We start from the raw sequence: 16,332 nt of genomic DNA, 5'->3' as shown, positions 1-16,332 counted from the left end.
ATTGTTTTTTGACCACCCATATAAATTTAGACTTTTGGCTAATTCACCACAACTTTTCTCAGTTTTTCATAGGGTTAACGCACTATTCATGGGCCATTTCAGGACACTTTCAGCACAATAGGTATGAAAACAAACACCTATGTATAAGCCTGGTTATTCCTTGGCCAATCGAATTGCCGTTTAATGCGCGCCATCTGACCCAGCGGGTCTTCATAACTGAGGAACTACCCATGTTGAAAATTGCTAAATTCTCTGTTGCTACTATCGCCGCTTCTGTGTTGCTGACTGCTACTGCTCATGCAGGTGTTGAAGAGGCGTTGCAAAACATTTGCACCATCGTTAAAGCGGATGACAAAGGTGAGCTGCGCAAAAAAATGAAGGCTGTTGAAACTGACTTCCGTCTGAAGTTGCAGGACTATTACACCGGCGTTTCTTGCGATGGCAACAGCCTGATCCGCACCGCGTTTATCGCTGGCGCTGTTGAAACCGGTACTTTGCTGGTGAAGAAGATGCCAAAAAGCCAGTTGAACGCACCTGAAGCTGACGGTAAAACCCTGCGCGCATGGGTATCTGACGAAGGTTTGATTGCTTCGCCTCTGGCTGACGTGCTGAACGAGCGCATCTAAACTGCGAATTTGATTGCCACGGCGATCACACCATATTGACGTACCGTTCAACATGGTAGGCAGGGTCACTCCCTGCCCTTAAAAAGGCGGCTCCTTTAGGAGCCGTTTTTTTATGTGGTGGTCATCGACTGAGTGCTCTGTCTCAGCGATGAGCGCAAGGTGAGGCAGGCTATCTCACGCTGCCAACCACAAACATCACTACGTGACCTTGTCCCCGCGACGAGGTCTTGTTTGTATATCCTACACTGTTGCGATGAGCGCAAGGTGAGGCAGGCTATCTGACGCTGCCAACCACAAACATCACTACGTGACCTTGTCCCCGCGACGAGGTCTTGTTTGTATATCCTACACTGTTGCGATGAGCGCAAGGTGAGGCAGGCTATCTGGCGCTGCCAACCACAAGCATCACTACGTGACCTTGTCCCCGCGACGAGGTCTTGTTTGTATATCCTACACTGTTGCGATGAGCGCAAGGTGAGGCAGGCTATCTGACGCTGCCAACCACAATATCACTACGTGACCTTGTCCCCGCGACGAGGTCTTGTCTGTATATCCTACACTATTGCGATGAGCGCAAGGTGAGGCAGGCTATCTCACGTTGCCAACGACAGACGTTCCCCCCTGTTCCTGCACCTAAGAAGACTGCCCCAACACATCCTTCACGTAGTTAATAATGTAGGGCTTTTGTCTGTGATAATCCTTCAATGGTTCGAGTAAATCATGCACTGCCGGGCTTTGTGCAATCTCCTTTGCAGATTTGCCTTGTTGATATTCGGTTCTGACCAAACTGACAAAGTCGCTGTAGATACGTATCAGTGATTGTACATCCTGCTTGCTACCATACTGCTGACTGACCCAGTTGCCCGGATAAAAACGGGTCTCTTTGTCGCCTTGTGCCAACATCTGCTGCAGTGCGGTGATATGGGCATCGGGGCCGTTGGGACCGGAATATACGATCCAGTCAAAGCTCAGCGCATCGCCTGCAAATACAACGTTGCTGTTGTCCAGCTTAACCATCATATGGTCAAGGGTATGCGCGCGAGTGGGGATCGCGTGCAGTTGCTCAGTTCCAACATCCAGACGGTAGGGCTCATCAACCAGAACGCGGTTGTCGAAAACGTCGGGGATCAGGTTTTTATGCGCAATCAATGTAGCGCCTCCCTCGACAAACTTCCGACTACCATAATAGTGATAATAGTCACCGTCGATACTGACCACATAACCTACCGGCTTGTCGCTGATCCCCCGAATCAACGCTTCAACGTGCGGGTTGAACTCCTTCATCATAGTCGTGATGAGTACCACATCGTTGTGTCCGACAAGCACGGCAAAATTGATCTTGGCATCACCGTAGTCTTGTACCATCACATAAACATGCTGATTCACTTTTTCGCTGCTGAAGTCACTCAGATCCGGGCCCGTCGCTGATACGGGTGTCGACCAAATCACCAAGCAACTCATTAGATAGAGCCAATAACGCACTGTAATATCCTTCCATGTGTTGATTGACATAACCATAAAGGAAGTAGACCGCCATCAACAGAGCAACGGGCGCCAATTATCAGTCAGTGACCGCAACTGCAGTGAACGGAAGCATAAGCAAATACTGCCAATACGCTAACCTACAACATCGAAATATCGCTTATTTTTCAACCAACCCTACACCTAAAAGTCACTGGTCTGATTTGCCCAATTCACGCAAAAAATTTACATACAAAACAACATCTTATAGACATTCTGCAACAGTGGAGCTGTCACTAATCCGCGCCACTTAGGTATAAGAATAAACACCTAAGTATCTCTCCGATTATTTTTTAACCGCTGGTTTTCTCGTTTAATGCGCGCCGTCCGACCCACGGGTCATTCTTACTGAGGAATATTACCATGTTGAAATTTGTGAAATTGTCTGCTGTTACCGTTGCTGCTTCTTTGCTGATCACTACCACTGCCCATGCCGGTGTGGAAGATGCTCTGCAAAATATTTGCACCATCGTTAAAGCAGACGATAAAGGTGAATTGCGTAAGAAGATGAAAGCGGTCGAGACCAACTATCGTCTGAAACTGCAAGACTACTACAACGGTGTTACCTGTGACGGTAACAGCCTGATCCGCACCGCGTTTCACGCTAACGCCATCGAGGCCGGTACGCTGTTGGTTAAGAAAATGCCAAAGAGCCAGTTGAACGCGCCTGAAGCGGACGGCAAAACCCTGCGTGCCTGGGTATCTGATGCCGGTATGATGGAAAGTCCACTGGCAGCAGTATTGAACGAACGCATCTAATTCATCGCAATCGCCATCGCAGATGACAAGAAAGGCGCCCTAGGGCGCCTTTTTTATTGCCCGGAAAATGACGGTTTGTTTACCCTCCGCCCGATCACTGGCACTGCTTTGTGTTCAGACGTACACTGACACTCATACCATCCGAGGAGAGTAAGGCATGACAGAACATCAGGGGTTACAACAAGAGTGGCTGTTGCTGCAACGACAATACGGGCAGTTTGAAACCGGTTCACTACTGGTAAAGTTAGTCAGTGTTGGGGTGGTGACTTCTTTGTTGTGGCATACCCGCCTGGATGGCCTGGTTCCAGTACTGTGCCTGGTGCTGTGGATGATAGATGCGATGTGGAAGACGTTTCAGTCCCGCTATCAGGAGCGTTTGCTGCACGTAGAAGGCGCTTTGCAGGAAGGGCAGGATTACCGTGCCATGCAGTTTCATTCATTGTGGGGCGTGCAACGCCCCGGCGTTGCGGGGCTGCTGAAAAGTTATCTGCTCAATGGCCTGAGGCCAACCCAGTTGCTACCACACGGCATTCTGGTGGTGTTGGCCAGTTGGCTGACTTATTGGTTGTGATCGGCGGTGGTGTAAAAGATGTCACGAAAGCCGGTATACATTGACAGGTAAACCACCGGCATCAACACCAGCAATCCCAGCCCCAGTGTAAACATACAAAGCACCATCAATCCCAGCGATACCAAGCCATAGAGAAGAAATGGCATGGCATTTTTCAAACAGGCCATCAGGCTCAGTTTCATGGCTTTGAGGGGTGCCATGTTCTCTACAACGACCAGTGCAGGCGCAAACCAGGTTGCCATGATCAATGGCAGGCTAACCAGCATGATCAATAGGCTGGCCTGCAGCACTGCCATCACTTCTGTTTCACTCAGGTTTTCACCACCTTCGCCCATCATCAGCGGCATGGCTGCAGTACCCATTACCGCAAAAACCACGGCGGTTGAGACTAACGAAACCACTGCCGACATCACCACCAGAGGCATCAGGTACGGCCCGGTAAAGCCCGCAAACAAATACTTAGGTTCGAAAGATTCTCCCTTGGCCGCCGCATGACATCCCATCATCAACCCACCCGTCCAGATATAGGTAGTTAACAGACTGGCCAGTTGACCCAGCACCGGGATCATGCCGATCACGATGGCGAGAATAAAGCCAACCAACAGGGTAATCACCCAATTGGCGGCATCTTTTTTGAACAGTGCGAATCCATCGCTCAACCATTGAAGACCGTGCGCTGCGCTACGAAATTGAGGCTCAACGAAAGTCATCTCTGTGGGGTTGTTGGTCGTGTTGTCATCCATGGCAAATACACCTCGTGTTGCGGACATTTAATGGATGGATAGCCTATCGGCTTTAGCCAAAAAAAGCCATGCAAACAGCGTCTGTCTGCACATACGCAAGTCAAAAATGGATAAAGACATCACAACGCCGCTCTCAGGGTTCCGGCGGGCTATTGTAACGTGTGTAAATGTCGGGAAAATGCTGTTGGTACCGGCTTTCTAAATCTCGCAACAGTGCCTCGGCGCCGGGCAATTGTCGTCGCACCATCAGATTGACGGTCACCCGTGACACGGTGTAACTGCGTACATTGGTGAGCTTTAACGCATCAATGGCAATGGTCGCTGGTTTTTGATAGTCCAGCAAATAGGGCGCACGTTTCAGTTTTAAAGCGGCAAAACCCCGTTGATGGTTTTCCACCACCAAGGTGTTGACACCGGTAACCTGTTGCCGGTCCTCCAATAGTCCACCATAACGGTAACCCGACAATACGATGACCGATTGATCGCTGAGTTGGGATATCTGAGAAACCGCTGTTGCCTGACCGTCCAACCAATAGACCTGCAACACCAATTCGCCAAAACTGGCTTTGCTGAGCAGGAATGCCTCCTTATCGATATTTGCATCCGCCCGGATCAGCATCAGATCAATGCTACCGCTGTTTAGCATGTGGAACATGCGCCTATTCGGACTCGCCACAACCCGATAAGTGTATCCGCCTTGTTCTAGAACGGTTTTCATTACCACGGCCAGTTCACCGGCGACCTTACCCTGTTTATCGGTGTAGATGCGTGGCGGAAAATGCATATAGCCCCACACCAGAGCGGGACTTTTTTGTACACCATCGTCATCAGCACGCTTTGGTGCCGCAGACGTTTGAAGCGCAAACAGCAGCAGACTTACAAGTAAAATCAGCCAGATACCGCGTTGCAACAATGCAGGGCTTTTCATGCTTGTAGTATAGCCAACCTCGCCAAATTGCCGCCGAAAACGTGTTCCCGGCGATAACGGTTGCCGTCAGCCCCGTTCACGATTTAGCTGGATGTTGACGGCATAAAAAAACCCGGCCAAGGCCGGGTTTTTGTACACCAGAGGGGTGGCTTACATCATGCCGCCCATGCCGCCCATGCCGCCCATATCAGGCATTGCAGGCGCTTCTTCTTTCGGTACTTCAGCAACCATCGCTTCAGTGGTGATCATCAGACTGGCAATAGAGGATGCAAACTGCAGCGCACTACGAGTCACTTTGGTTGGATCCAGGATACCCATCTCCAGCATGTCACCGTAGGTGTCGTTACCAGCGTTGTAACCAAAGTTACCGTCACCACCTTTGACCTTGTTGGTCACAACAGAGGCTTCGGCACCGGCGTTAGACGCGATTTGACGCAGAGGCGCTTCCATTGCACGCAGGGCCAGCTTAACACCGTGAGTTTGGTCTTCGTTTTCACCGGTCAGTTCAGCGATTTTCGCCGCAACACGAACCAGCGCAACACCACCACCAGGTACCACGCCTTCTTCTACTGCAGCGCGGGTTGCGTGCAGCGCATCTTCAACGCGGGCTTTCTTCTCTTTCATTTCCACTTCAGTGGCCGCGCCAACTTTGATCACCGCAACACCGCCAGCCAGCTTGGCCAGACGCTCTTGCAGTTTCTCTTTATCGTAGTCAGAGGTGGACTCTTCAATCTGGCCACGGATCTGCGCGCAGCGCGCCTGAATGGCTTCTTCTTCGCCAGCACCGTCAACCACAGTGGTGTTGTCTTTGCTGATCACAACGCGTTTGGCGGTACCCAGGTCTTCCAATTGAACTTTTTCCAGTTCCAGACCGATCTCTTCAGAAATCACTGTACCACCGGTCAGGATTGCGATGTCCTGCAGCATGGCTTTACGGCGGTCACCGAAACCAGGCGCTTTAACCGCCGCAACTTTCACGATACCGCGCATGTTGTTCACAACCAATGTTGCCAGTGCTTCGCCTTCAACGTCTTCAGCGATCAGCAGCAAAGGCTTAGAGGCTTTAGCAACGGCTTCCAAAGTGGGCAGCAGCTCGCGGATGTTTGACACTTTTTTGTCAACCAACAAAATGTATGGGCTGTCCAGCTCTACGGTGCCGTTTTCCTGGTTGTTCATGAAGTAAGGCGACAGGTAACCGCGGTCAAACTGCATACCTTCAACCACGTCCAGCTCGTTTTGCAGGGCCTGACCTTCTTCAACGGTGATAACACCTTCTTTGCCCACTTTTTCCATGGCATCGGCGATGATTTTGCCGACTTCCAGGTCAGAGTTAGCAGAGATAGTACCAACCTGTGCAATGGCTTTGCTGTCTGCACAATCAACAGACAAGGCTTTCAACTCTTCAACCGCAGCAGCAACCGCTTTGTCGATACCGCGTTTCAGGTCCATCGGGTTCATGCCCGCAGCAACAGACTTCAGACCTTCGGTCACGATAGCCTGGGCCAATACAGTTGCGGTAGTGGTACCGTCACCGGCTTCATCATTCGCCTTGGACGCCACTTCTTTAACCATTTGTGCGCCCATGTTTTCGAACTTGTCTTCCAGTTCGATTTCTTTGGCAACAGAGACACCGTCTTTAGTGATGGTAGGAGCACCGAAGGATTTATCCAGTACCACATTGCGGCCCTTAGGACCCAGGGTGACTTTTACTGCATTTGCCAGAACATTAACGCCCTTGAGCATTTTTGTGCGGGCGTCATCGGAAAAACGTACTTCTTTCGCTGCCATTGTTAAATTCCTCTTAAAAACTGTCTAAATGATTAACTGCTATTACTCTACAACTGCCAGGATGTCGCTCTCACTCATGATCAGCACTTCTTCACCATCCAGTTTCTCAGTCTTAACGCCGTAACCATCGTTGAAAATCACGATATCGCCGATCTTCACATCAAGTGCTTTCACGTCGCCGTTGTCCAACAGACGGCCGTTGCCCACAGCAATGATTTCGCCGCGAGTTGACTTCTCAGCAGCAGAACCCGTTAGCACGATACCACCGGCAGACTTGCTCTCTTGCTCTTGACGCTTAACGATAACGCGATCGTGTAAAGGACGGATTGCCATTTTCAAATCTCCTGAAAATTCCAATGTAGAATGTTAATAACCCCGAAAGGCTCGGGAATCGGTGTGCCTGCAAACCCACAGGTCTGCTGGGCAATAAATCGTCATGCGAGGTTAAATGGGGATACCCCTGTTGAACTCAAGGTCTTTTGGCAAAAATTTGTAAAAAAAAACCGTTGATTGTCGAAATCCGTCCGTTGTTGGGGCAAAGTGAGGCCTTTTCGCACCAATTTAGGGTCCAGCGACCCACAAACTGAGGCTTGCATGAAACTCTTGTCCCTGTCCCTCAAAGGCATTGCTGCCTTACTGCCCTTGTCCCTGACGCTGTATTTTCTGTACTGGTTTATGAGTGGCGCCGAAGCACTGCTGCGCCCCTACATTCCGCCACAATGGTATATCCCCGGGATTGGCATCCTGCTGGCGTGTAGTGCCATTGTGATTGTGGGACTGCTGGTTAATCTGTACTTTTTTAATGCACTGGTCAGCTTGGTCAACCGGCAGCTGGAAAAGATACCGCTGGTTAAATCTCTGTTCGGGGCGATTCAGGACACCATGACCGTGTTCAAAATCAATGACACGTCAGAAAAGCGCAAAGTGGTATCGGTGGAAATCATGCCGGGGATCAGGATGATTGGTTTTGTCACCGGCGAGCACAGCGGTACCAGACTGTTTGATGACAGCGACACTGTCGGCGTCTACCTGCCGCTGAGCTATCAAATTGGCGGATACACGCTGTATGTGCCACGCAACCAACTGACCAATCTGGACATCAGTGTTGAAGAAGCCATGCGCCTGGCCCTCACCGGTGGCGCACAATCACAACGGTGATGTCAGGGGCGGCGGTCGTTGTCGTGTGGCAAACGTTCATCGTCGCTGGCATCGGTACGCCGATACTCACCTTCAATAATGTCGTCATCTGCGGAACGCCGTTGTTGTTGATACGCACGGTACTCAAATCCCTGTTGTCCGCTAACCACCTGTACCTGCAAGTGTTTGATTAAACCACGGGCAAACCAGTTTCTGGTTAATGGCACGGTGAACAGCAAACCCAGCGCATCGGTTACAAAGCCGGGGGTGACCAACAGCACCCCGGCGACCAGTAGCAACAGCCCCTGTGCCATTTCCTCACCGGGCATGGCACCACTGTTTAACTTCGCCTGAGCGGCCTGCAATGTTGCCAGCCCCTCACTGCGCACCAGGTAGGCGCCAATGATAGCCGTCAATATGACAATCAACACGGTGTTCCAACCGCCGATTTGCTCACCCACTTGGATCAATAACGAAATCTCGACAATCGGCATGATGGCAAACAACAGAAATAACTTACCCACATTACTCACTTTTATTGCTGGGAATAGACACATCATGGTGGTCAACGGCGCAGATAACAAGGGCAATGAACAGACAGTTTCCACCGCCCGTCGCGTCAGGCCGCTACAGGTTGGAAACTCATGATATGCTGACAGGAATTTGATCCGGATTGAAAGTATCCGCTGATAAAGGAGGTCTTGGCCTATGTCTGATATTCGTATTGCTTTGTGCACCTGCCCTGACATGGCGTCGGCACAGCACATCGCACAACAGATCATTGCTCAGCGTCTGGCTGCCTGCGTGAACATTTTGCCAGGCATTACCTCCTTGTATTGGTGGGATGACGCTGTACAACAAGACAACGAGGTTCAACTGGTGATTAAAACCTGTGACAATGCGTTGGCCGAATTGTCAAAAACCGTTCACCAGGCTCACCCGTATGATACCCCCGAATGGCTGGTATTGACGGCAGTTGATGCCAGCGAACAATATGCCCAATGGATGAGAAGTTATCTGAAATGACATTGCGATCCCTGTTACTGCTTGGTGGCCTGCTGATGTGCATGGTGACGCCACTAACAAATGCCCAGTCCGCTGACCCACTGAATGACATTTTCGCCCAGCAGCCCACCTTTCTGGATGTCGACGATGCGTTCCGCTTCGATTATGTTCAACAAGGTGATCAACTGACGTTATCGTTCAGTATCGCGCCCGGCTACTACCTGTACAAAAAGCAATTCAAGACCGTCACCAAGCGCGCCACGGTGAGCGAGCCGCAGTTACCACACGGTGAGGAAATCGAGGACGAGTTTTTTGGCGTATCGGAAGTGTATTTTCAGCAAGTCAGCCTGAATTACACCATCGAGCAGGCAGAACAGGATGGCGTGGTCAAAATACAGTATCAGGGATGTGCCGAAGCCGGGTTATGCTATCCACCTACGGTGAAAGTGATTTACCTTGAAGCTGTGGGCGACAGCGTCGCGTCAGACACCGATAACCGCGCGTCATCCCCTCAACCCCTCAACAGCCCTTTGAGCGGACTTATTAGCTTTACCCAGGGACAAGGACTGCTGTGGGTTTTGTTGGGCTTTGTTGTATTGGGCATCGGACTGGCCTTTACCCCCTGTGTCTATCCGATGTACCCGATTTTGTCCGGCATTGTGGTAGGTCAGGGCAAAAAGCTGTCTTTGCGCCATGCATTTGCTCTGTCATTTGTCTATGTGCAAGGGATGGCCCTGACCTATTCATTGCTGGGTCTGGTGGTCGCCTCAGCCGGCGCCCAATTCCAGGCCACATTGCAGCAACCCCTGGTACTGGGGATCATGATCACCCTGTTCGTGTTACTGGCTTTGGTGATGTTCGGTATGTGGGAGCTGCAAATGCCCAGCGCATGGCAATCACGCCTCAATGCGCTGAGTAATCAACAAAAAAGCGGCCGCTTCACCGGTGTGTTCGTGATGGGGGTCATCAGTGGCCTGGTTGCCTCACCTTGTACCACAGCGCCACTAACGGCCATTTTGCTCAACATCGCCCAAACCGGTGACATGGTGTTGGGTTTTGTCTCCCTGTACGCACTGAGTCTGGGGATGGGAATTCCCCTTATCCTGTTCGGCACCACGGGCGGTAAACTGCTTCCCAAAGCGGGACATTGGATGAACGTGGTGAAAGTGACCTTCGGGTTTGCCATGTTGTCAGTGGCACTGGTGTTTGTCGAACGTCTGGTATCCCATTGGTTAACTGAAATCGCCTGGTCGTTACTGGCGTTGGCTATGCTGACCTACTTGTGGGTGATCAATCGCACTACCGCGCTCAACCTTGCGCACGGCATACGTACCTTTATTCTGCTGGTCGGTATCCTGTCTGCAGGCTTCTACGGCTATCATCATTTACCCATCCACCAGCAACAGGCTCAACCGTCCCATCCGACCTTTACCGTGGTTAAAGACCTTGACGACTTCAACAGCAAACTCGCTGCGGCCAATGCCCAAGGCAAGTCGGTGATGGTTGACCTGTATGCCGACTGGTGTGTCGCCTGCAAGGAATTCGAAAAGTATACCTTTGTGGACCCAGACGTCATTGCGGCACTGGGCAACACCGAGTGGATGCAAATTGATTTGACCGACAATACGCCCACCAACCAAGCGTTCCAGGATGCCTTCTCGGTGCTGGGTTTGCCCACCATCTTGTTTTTTGACCACCAGGGCAAGGAGCTAACCCGCGCCCGGGTAACCGGATTTATGTCCCCAGAGGTGTTTGCCGAACATGTTCGTCAGCACCTGGGTACCGGCAGTGGCGAATAGATAATGCGCCCGCGATTGCAGTCGCTGCTGCCCCTGTTGTGGGCCATCGGCAGCGCTGCGGCGCAGGGATACTGTATAGAGCAGTGGGCCTGTGTAGAGCGTATTGAGGATCAGCACGGGGTACAGTTTGCGGTGTACAATGCCCAGCCCTATCCGATTACGGTGACGTTGTCGGTAAACATGCAGGAACTCCCCATGTCTGACGCCACCCCTTCCGCGCAGGAAAAGACCCTGTCACTGGATGGTTTCAGTCGTAAGACCCTGTTCAGCTTTGCGCCCGACAGCCACAAAGCCCCGCTGGCAAACACAGCATTTCACTGGACGCCGGGAGACTGGCGTGCGGTCCCCATCAAGTATCCCTATCAGCGACCGTTTCAACCCACAAAAAACTTTCCGTTAATCCAGGGATTTGGCGGCCGGTACAGCCATCAGGGCGCCTCACGCTATGCAGTTGATTTTGGCATGCCCGTAGGTACCCCGGTGCATGCCGCCAGAGGCGGGATTGTCATCGATCTGACCGAACACCACCGTCGCGGCGGCCCTTCCCGGCGCTTTTCTCGTTACGCCAATTTCGTCACCCTATTGCACAATGACGGTACACTCGGCGAGTACTACCATTTGCAACATCAGGGCGTGGTGGTGGAACGTGGTGACGTGGTGAGTACGGGTCAGTTGTTGGGGTATTCCGGCAACACTGGGTTTTCATCGCAACCACACCTCCACTTCGGCGTATATGTGGCTCGCAGTCACGGCAACTATCAGTCTGTGCCATTTTCGTTCGTGCAGTAGCGCTTACAGTACCCAGCTTTTATCAATCAGTGCCAGCGTCTCATCGGACGGCACCGGTTTGGAGAAAAAGTAGCCTTGCAGATATTCACAACCATGTTGACGGAAAAACGCCACCTGACGAGCATCTTCAATCCCCTCAGCCACACACACCATGTCAAGGCTCTCGGCCATGCGCAGCGTTGTCAGCACCAGCGCTTCATTGCTGCTGTTCTTACCAATGTCATCCACAAAGCTCTTATCCACTTTGAGGATCTGGATCGGAAACTCTTTAAGGTATTTCAACGATGAATATCCGGTACCAAAATCATCCAGCGCAATATTGAATCCGGCATCACACATGGCATGCATGTACTCCAATGCGCGCTCATAGTCATGCATCAGGGCACTCTCGGTGATCTCAAAGCGCAATACTGAAACCGGCAGCTTGTGACGGCGCAGCAAGGTCAGGATATTTTCAATCGAAATCTGGCGCTCGAAATGGCGTGCAGACAGGTTCACCGACAGATACACCTGGCGATCAGGCTGCTGCCATTGACTCAGAACAGGTAGGGCACGCTCAATGGCATCCCAGGTCATGTTTTCAATCAACCCCAGCTCCTCAGCCACCGGAATAAAGATATCCGGCGGGATCATGCCGTCTTCGTTTGGCCAGCGCATCAGCAATTCAAACCCTTCTACACGACCGGAGTCCATCCCAACAATGGGCTGGTAGAAGTTTTCAAACTGTTTGCTCTGATGCGCCTTTTTCAGCTGGTTTTCCAGGGTCAGACGCGCTTGCGCTTTTTCGTTCATCTGCTCGGTGAAATACTGGAAGTTGCTACGTCCCAACTCCTTGGCGTGATACATCGCCACATCCGCATTTTTGAGCAGCTCTTCAGAAGAGTTGGCGTCGCCAGGGAACATGGCGATCCCCACGCTGGACGACACACTCACGGTCTGATTGCCCAGTTGCACGGGCTCCTCAACGACCGCAATGATCTCCTGTGCCAGGGTGCTAAGCTTGTCCGCATGAACGATTTCTTCCACCATCACCACGAACTCATCCCCGCCCAGTCGGGCTACGGTATCGTCCTGTCGCAACAAATTGGTCAGGCGCTGGGCAACGACCCGCAACAACTCATCACCCGCTTTGTGACCCAGACTGTCGTTAACCTGTTTAAACCGATCGAGGTCGATAAAGAACAGGGCTATTTGAGATTTATAACGTCGCGCATGATCGATGCCGTGCTTGATACGATCCAGTAGCAAGGTACGGTTGGGCAAGTTGGTCAGACTGTCGTAGTTGGCCAGCCGACGCAGTTCCTGTTCCGCTTCTTTCTGTTCACTGATGTCAGACATGATCATCAGGTAATAGTCCACAACCCCCAAATCACGCATGCTGGCTATGGATGTCATGTTGATCAGCACATTGCTGGTGCGTCCGTCGCGCAGAACCAGCTCTTCTTCACCTTTCCAGTGCTGTGTGGCTGACAACTCCAGCAACTTGCTCCAGAAACGGGGTACTTCGGCGCTGTCCAACCCGAACTCCCGACGCACCTGCTTGTCCAGGTCACCGTTCTCATTGATGGAGAACGCTTCACAAAACGCCTGGTTGGCTGCTATCGGTTTGTGTTGTCCGTTAAATATCACTACCCAGTCACGGGTATGTTTAAACGCCTCTCCAAACAAGCGCACCTTCTCAATATTGGCCAGGCTCTCGGTCACGTTGCTATAGGTACCTGTGACCACACGCATTCCCGCGGACGTATCGCTGACCAGGCTGCCCACGTCACGATACCAGTTCCAACTGCCGTCCTCAGCGCGCATACGGAAGGTCACATCAAAGCCCGGCTTCGGATTGTCCATAAAGCTTTGCCAACGCGCTTCGTACAACAGCTTGTCTTGTGGATGCATCAACGACAGTTGCTGTTCAAAAGACACATCCTGGCCCATGTCCGGATAGCCCAATTCATCCACAATACGTGGTGCGGATACCGTATTTGTATCACTTCGCCATTCCCAGACATTACTGTTACTGGCCGTCAAAGCCAGCGTCATACGGTTACGACTGGTCAGGGCTTCCTGATGGGCTGCCATGATTTTGGCATTTTGCAGACGGCTGCGGTACCAATACAAAAACAGCAACATCAGAATACAAAAGCCGTACAACGAGTAGGCGAGGGGGGATGCCCACCAGGCATAGCGCACAGTGATTGACACCTCAGCTGGCAGACTTTCTTTACCACTGATGGGATCAAACGCGGATACAGTGAAGGTATATTGACCCGGTTTGAGGGTGGGTATGATCAATTCCGGGTCACGGGTTACCGGGTAGACGAGGCTACTGGAACCGCTGAGTTTATACGCATATCGGGTACTGGACTGATGCTCATAGGTAAGGGTCGAAAACGCAATGCGCAGTCCCACATCATCATGTTCAAGGGTCAGCTGCTGGCCGTTCAAATCCGCCACCGGCAAATTTAAACGCTGTGACGATAACCCGATGTCGGTAATGGATACGCCGAAGGACTGACGTACCTTGTATTGCATATCCTGCGGGTGGAACAAGGTAACGCCCTTTTGTGAACCATAGACCATGCGCCCATCGCGCAGCCGCGTCGCAGCACCTTGATTAAACTCCAGCGTCGACAATCCTTCAGAATAACCGAAGCGTTGAATGTGCTGGGTATAGGGATAGAATTTGAACAGGCCCTGATGTGAGCTCATCCAGATATTGCCATCACCGTCTAACTGCAAGCCATAGATATTGGTATCGGGCAGCAGGTTGTCCTGATCATAATGCGCCCGCTGTTCATAGGTTTCCGCATCGATGCCGTACAGCCCCCAGCCAGGGTAGGTCACCCACAGCGTGCCATTGCGATCAGTCACCACCGAGTCCCAGCCAATCATGTGCTGTTGTCCGGTGCGTGGCAGTTGGTGGATCAGGGTTAACTGCCCGGTGTTTTCGTCATAGCGCCACAGCTTACCGAGGGAGCTGATCAGCAGACTGTCCTCAAACACCGACGGCACATAGCGGATGTGGTAGACCTCAACCGCAGGTATCTGGGTGTTGAGCGACTCCAGATCGGTAATGCTTCCGTGACGAGGGTCATAACGCTTGATCCCCTGTTCGGTAGCAAATACCACCCGTCCCTGGCTGTCCAGGGTTGCCCCCCATAAAATGCCTGACAAGGTTTTCTGGGTCTCTTCACCATCCACGTTGAGCGGACGAAACTCGCTATTGGTCGGATCAAAACGTTGCAGGCCGGCAGCGGAAACCAGCCATAGGGTACCGTCACTGGCGGGCATGATTTGTTCGATGGAACTGTCGGAATACACCGCCTTTTTATCATCGTTGACCAGAAAACTGTCGATATCACCGGAGTCCAGATCATAGCGATTCAGACCGTTGTTGGTGCCGATCCACAGCTCGTTGTCTGTGCTTTGCGCCACGCTCCACACATCATTGGTGCTCAGTGAAGCATTTTCGCCTCGCGTGTTAACAATATTGGTAAAACGGGTCGATTTCGGCGACCAGTACAATGCGCCGTCGTAACGGGTCGACAGCCACAGATTGTTATGACGATCATAAATGGCGCCGACCAGTTCATCACTGGTCAGGTATAAACGGCTATCCGTCGGACGGAACAGGTGCTGCAGTTGATCGCCCTCGACCTGATAGATGTACAATCCGAGATCAGTAACCAGATAGTGGGGCATCCCTGCGCGCGGCAAGATCTGCCAGATATTGCGTTCTTCAGCGTGGGCATTGAACGCAACCATGGTCGCTTCACCCTCAAACATACTGATAATCTGGTCAATCGGAGCGGAATACAGGCCCTCTACGGTGCCGACCCAAAGGGTGTTTTCCCGATCCAGAAACAAACGCTTGGTATTCAGGTTATTGATATTGGCTTCGATATCACCCAGATAGTCAATCAGCTGTTGCTCACCGGACTGCAGGTTTTTAAGGTACAGGCCCTGAGTGGTGGCCACCACCAGATAAGAACCGTGCAACAGCACATTGCGGATACTTTGCTGATTTTCCACCAGTGACATTGGCAATTCGAACATCACTTCACCGATGTCACTGCCGATCTCGGTGCTGGCTGTTGCCGGTGAACTCAGTATGCCTTCAATGGCTTCGCGACTGACTTTGATCACTTGTTCACTGATAACGATCCACACATTGCCGTGTTCATCTTCGGTGAACATTGAAGCGTACTGCAGCCAATCCGGCTGCATGTTGTAAGCCCAGTTACCGATGTGGAAGACACGTTGGGTGCTGAGCTCCAGCAAATAATTGCCATTACTTTCAGTGGCGACCCAGAGGTTTTTGCGACTGTCCTGAAACAACGAATAGACAGTCTGATCGGCCAGGATGTCGTTTAAGCCACTGACTTTTTTAATACTGTAACCGTCATAGCGGTTTAACCCAGCCCCTGTACCCAGCCATAAGAAACCTTCATGATCGACCAACATGTCATGGACACTGTCCTGCGACAGTCCCTGTTCGGTCGATACCTGGGTAAATTTGGGTTCTTTTAAGAGGGGTAAGGCGAGCGCAGATTGCACCAGACACAGCCATACGCAAACCAGCAACAACGGCTTATTGCGGGGAATACACTGCTGCACTGCGGTAATCATGCGTTTGACCAAAGCGGTTACTGCCTCTTTCGCAAAGAAT

At 51.6% G+C, this 16,332-nt stretch carries 14 protein-coding genes; 7 read left to right on the top strand and 7 right to left on the bottom strand.

Features of this window, described 5'->3' with window-relative positions; genetic code table 11:
• Positions 1 to 230 precede the first annotated feature (230 nt).
• Complete coding sequence (locus tag LJ739_RS12705) at positions 231 to 626, top strand: DUF3718 domain-containing protein (RefSeq protein WP_229161039.1); 396 nt, start codon at positions 231 to 233, stop codon at positions 624 to 626.
• Between the two features lie 633 nt (positions 627 to 1,259).
• Here LJ739_RS12705 and LJ739_RS12700 read toward each other — a convergent pair.
• Entirely contained in the window at positions 1,260 to 2,075 is an 816-nt protein-coding gene (locus LJ739_RS12700) for an MBL fold metallo-hydrolase (RefSeq protein ID WP_229161037.1), read from the bottom strand.
• 435 nt (positions 2,076 to 2,510) lie between these two features.
• Between LJ739_RS12700 and LJ739_RS12695 the strand changes: the two genes are divergently transcribed.
• Together LJ739_RS12695 and LJ739_RS12690 are read left to right on the top strand one after the other, a co-directional pair.
• Positions 2,511 to 2,906, top strand: a complete 396-nt coding sequence (locus tag LJ739_RS12695) for a DUF3718 domain-containing protein (protein WP_229161035.1) — start codon at positions 2,511 to 2,513, stop codon at positions 2,904 to 2,906.
• Positions 2,907 to 3,063: 157 nt separating this feature from the next.
• Positions 3,064 to 3,477 (top strand): hypothetical protein, encoded by a 414-nt coding sequence (locus tag LJ739_RS12690; RefSeq protein ID WP_229161034.1) that lies wholly within the window; start codon positions 3,064 to 3,066, stop codon positions 3,475 to 3,477.
• Here the strand turns inward: LJ739_RS12690 and LJ739_RS12685 are convergent.
• The 4 genes from LJ739_RS12685 to LJ739_RS12670 all read right to left on the bottom strand — a co-directional run bounded on the left by LJ739_RS12685 (position 3,465) and on the right by LJ739_RS12670 (position 7,269).
• The gene (locus LJ739_RS12685; RefSeq protein ID WP_229161033.1) at positions 3,465 to 4,220 is read right to left on the bottom strand and encodes a BPSS1780 family membrane protein; all 756 of its coding nucleotides are present in this window, start codon (positions 4,218 to 4,220) and stop codon (positions 3,465 to 3,467) included. The genes LJ739_RS12690 and LJ739_RS12685 overlap by 13 nt on opposite strands.
• Before the next feature lie 133 nt (positions 4,221 to 4,353).
• Positions 4,354 to 5,148: a type 2 periplasmic-binding domain-containing protein gene (locus LJ739_RS12680; RefSeq protein ID WP_229161032.1), complete on the bottom strand. Its 795-nt coding sequence runs from the start codon at positions 5,146 to 5,148 to the stop codon at positions 4,354 to 4,356.
• 150 nt (positions 5,149 to 5,298) lie between these two features.
• Positions 5,299 to 6,936, bottom strand: coding sequence for a chaperonin GroEL (gene groL, locus LJ739_RS12675; RefSeq protein ID WP_229161031.1), 1,638 nt, complete (start codon positions 6,934 to 6,936; stop codon positions 5,299 to 5,301).
• 42 nt (positions 6,937 to 6,978) lie between these two features.
• Entirely contained in the window at positions 6,979 to 7,269 is a 291-nt protein-coding gene (locus LJ739_RS12670; RefSeq protein ID WP_229161030.1) for a co-chaperone GroES, read from the bottom strand.
• 261 nt (positions 7,270 to 7,530) lie between these two features.
• Between LJ739_RS12670 and LJ739_RS12665 the strand changes: the two genes are divergently transcribed.
• Positions 7,531 to 8,094: a DUF502 domain-containing protein gene (locus tag LJ739_RS12665; RefSeq protein WP_229161029.1), complete on the top strand. Its 564-nt coding sequence runs from the start codon at positions 7,531 to 7,533 to the stop codon at positions 8,092 to 8,094.
• Positions 8,095 to 8,096: 2 nt separating this feature from the next.
• On the opposite strand, the gene LJ739_RS12660 is transcribed toward LJ739_RS12665, so the two are convergent.
• Positions 8,097 to 8,597 (bottom strand): FxsA family protein, encoded by a 501-nt coding sequence (locus tag LJ739_RS12660; RefSeq protein ID WP_229161026.1) that lies wholly within the window; start codon positions 8,595 to 8,597, stop codon positions 8,097 to 8,099.
• A gap of 184 nt (positions 8,598 to 8,781) precedes the next feature.
• On the opposite strand from LJ739_RS12660, the gene cutA reads away from it, so the two are divergent.
• Genes cutA through LJ739_RS12645 form a run of 3 tightly spaced genes read left to right on the top strand, consistent with a single transcriptional unit; the run spans position 8,782 to position 11,666 of the window.
• Complete coding sequence (cutA, locus tag LJ739_RS12655; protein WP_229161024.1) at positions 8,782 to 9,099, top strand: divalent-cation tolerance protein CutA; 318 nt, start codon at positions 8,782 to 8,784, stop codon at positions 9,097 to 9,099.
• Between the two features lie 35 nt (positions 9,100 to 9,134).
• Positions 9,135 to 10,877 (top strand): protein-disulfide reductase DsbD, encoded by a 1,743-nt coding sequence (locus LJ739_RS12650; protein WP_229161212.1) that lies wholly within the window; start codon positions 9,135 to 9,137, stop codon positions 10,875 to 10,877.
• Between the two features lie 3 nt (positions 10,878 to 10,880).
• Positions 10,881 to 11,666, top strand: coding sequence for a M23 family metallopeptidase (locus LJ739_RS12645; RefSeq protein WP_229161022.1), 786 nt, complete (start codon positions 10,881 to 10,883; stop codon positions 11,664 to 11,666).
• Between the two features lie 3 nt (positions 11,667 to 11,669).
• Here the strand turns inward: LJ739_RS12645 and LJ739_RS12640 are convergent, their stop codons facing one another.
• A complete protein-coding gene (locus LJ739_RS12640; RefSeq protein WP_229161020.1) occupies positions 11,670 to 16,292 on the bottom strand; it encodes an EAL domain-containing protein in 4,623 nt (1,540 codons plus the stop codon).
• Positions 16,293 to 16,332: the final 40 nt, after the last annotated feature.

Source organism: Fluctibacter halophilus (genome assembly GCF_020687825.1).
GTDB lineage: Bacteria > Pseudomonadota > Gammaproteobacteria > Enterobacterales > Alteromonadaceae > Fluctibacter > Fluctibacter halophilus.
Note: the sequence above shows the minus strand (reverse complement) of the source record. Positions and strands in the feature narration are given on the sequence as shown.

Bases quoted from the DNA above. Each gene is read 5' to 3' on its own strand.
- LJ739_RS12645 (WP_229161022.1), top strand. From the start codon at position 10,881: ATGCGCCCGCGATTGCAGTCGCTGCTGCCCCTGTTGTGGGCCATCGGC.
- LJ739_RS12665 (WP_229161029.1), top strand. From the start codon at position 7,531: ATGAAACTCTTGTCCCTGTCCCTCAAAGGCATTGCTGCCTTACTGCCC.
- LJ739_RS12690 (WP_229161034.1), top strand. From the start codon at position 3,064: ATGACAGAACATCAGGGGTTACAACAAGAGTGGCTGTTGCTGCAACGA.
- LJ739_RS12705 (WP_229161039.1), top strand. From the start codon at position 231: ATGTTGAAAATTGCTAAATTCTCTGTTGCTACTATCGCCGCTTCTGTG.
- LJ739_RS12650 (WP_229161212.1), top strand. From the start codon at position 9,135: ATGTGCATGGTGACGCCACTAACAAATGCCCAGTCCGCTGACCCACTG.
- LJ739_RS12640 (WP_229161020.1), bottom strand. From the start codon at position 16,292: ATGATTACCGCAGTGCAGCAGTGTATTCCCCGCAATAAGCCGTTGTTG.
- groL (WP_229161031.1), bottom strand. From the start codon at position 6,936: ATGGCAGCGAAAGAAGTACGTTTTTCCGATGACGCCCGCACAAAAATG.
- LJ739_RS12685 (WP_229161033.1), bottom strand. From the start codon at position 4,220: ATGGATGACAACACGACCAACAACCCCACAGAGATGACTTTCGTTGAG.
- cutA (WP_229161024.1), top strand. From the start codon at position 8,782: ATGTCTGATATTCGTATTGCTTTGTGCACCTGCCCTGACATGGCGTCG.
- LJ739_RS12680 (WP_229161032.1), bottom strand. From the start codon at position 5,148: ATGAAAAGCCCTGCATTGTTGCAACGCGGTATCTGGCTGATTTTACTT.
- LJ739_RS12695 (WP_229161035.1), top strand. From the start codon at position 2,511: ATGTTGAAATTTGTGAAATTGTCTGCTGTTACCGTTGCTGCTTCTTTG.
- LJ739_RS12670 (WP_229161030.1), bottom strand. From the start codon at position 7,269: ATGGCAATCCGTCCTTTACACGATCGCGTTATCGTTAAGCGTCAAGAG.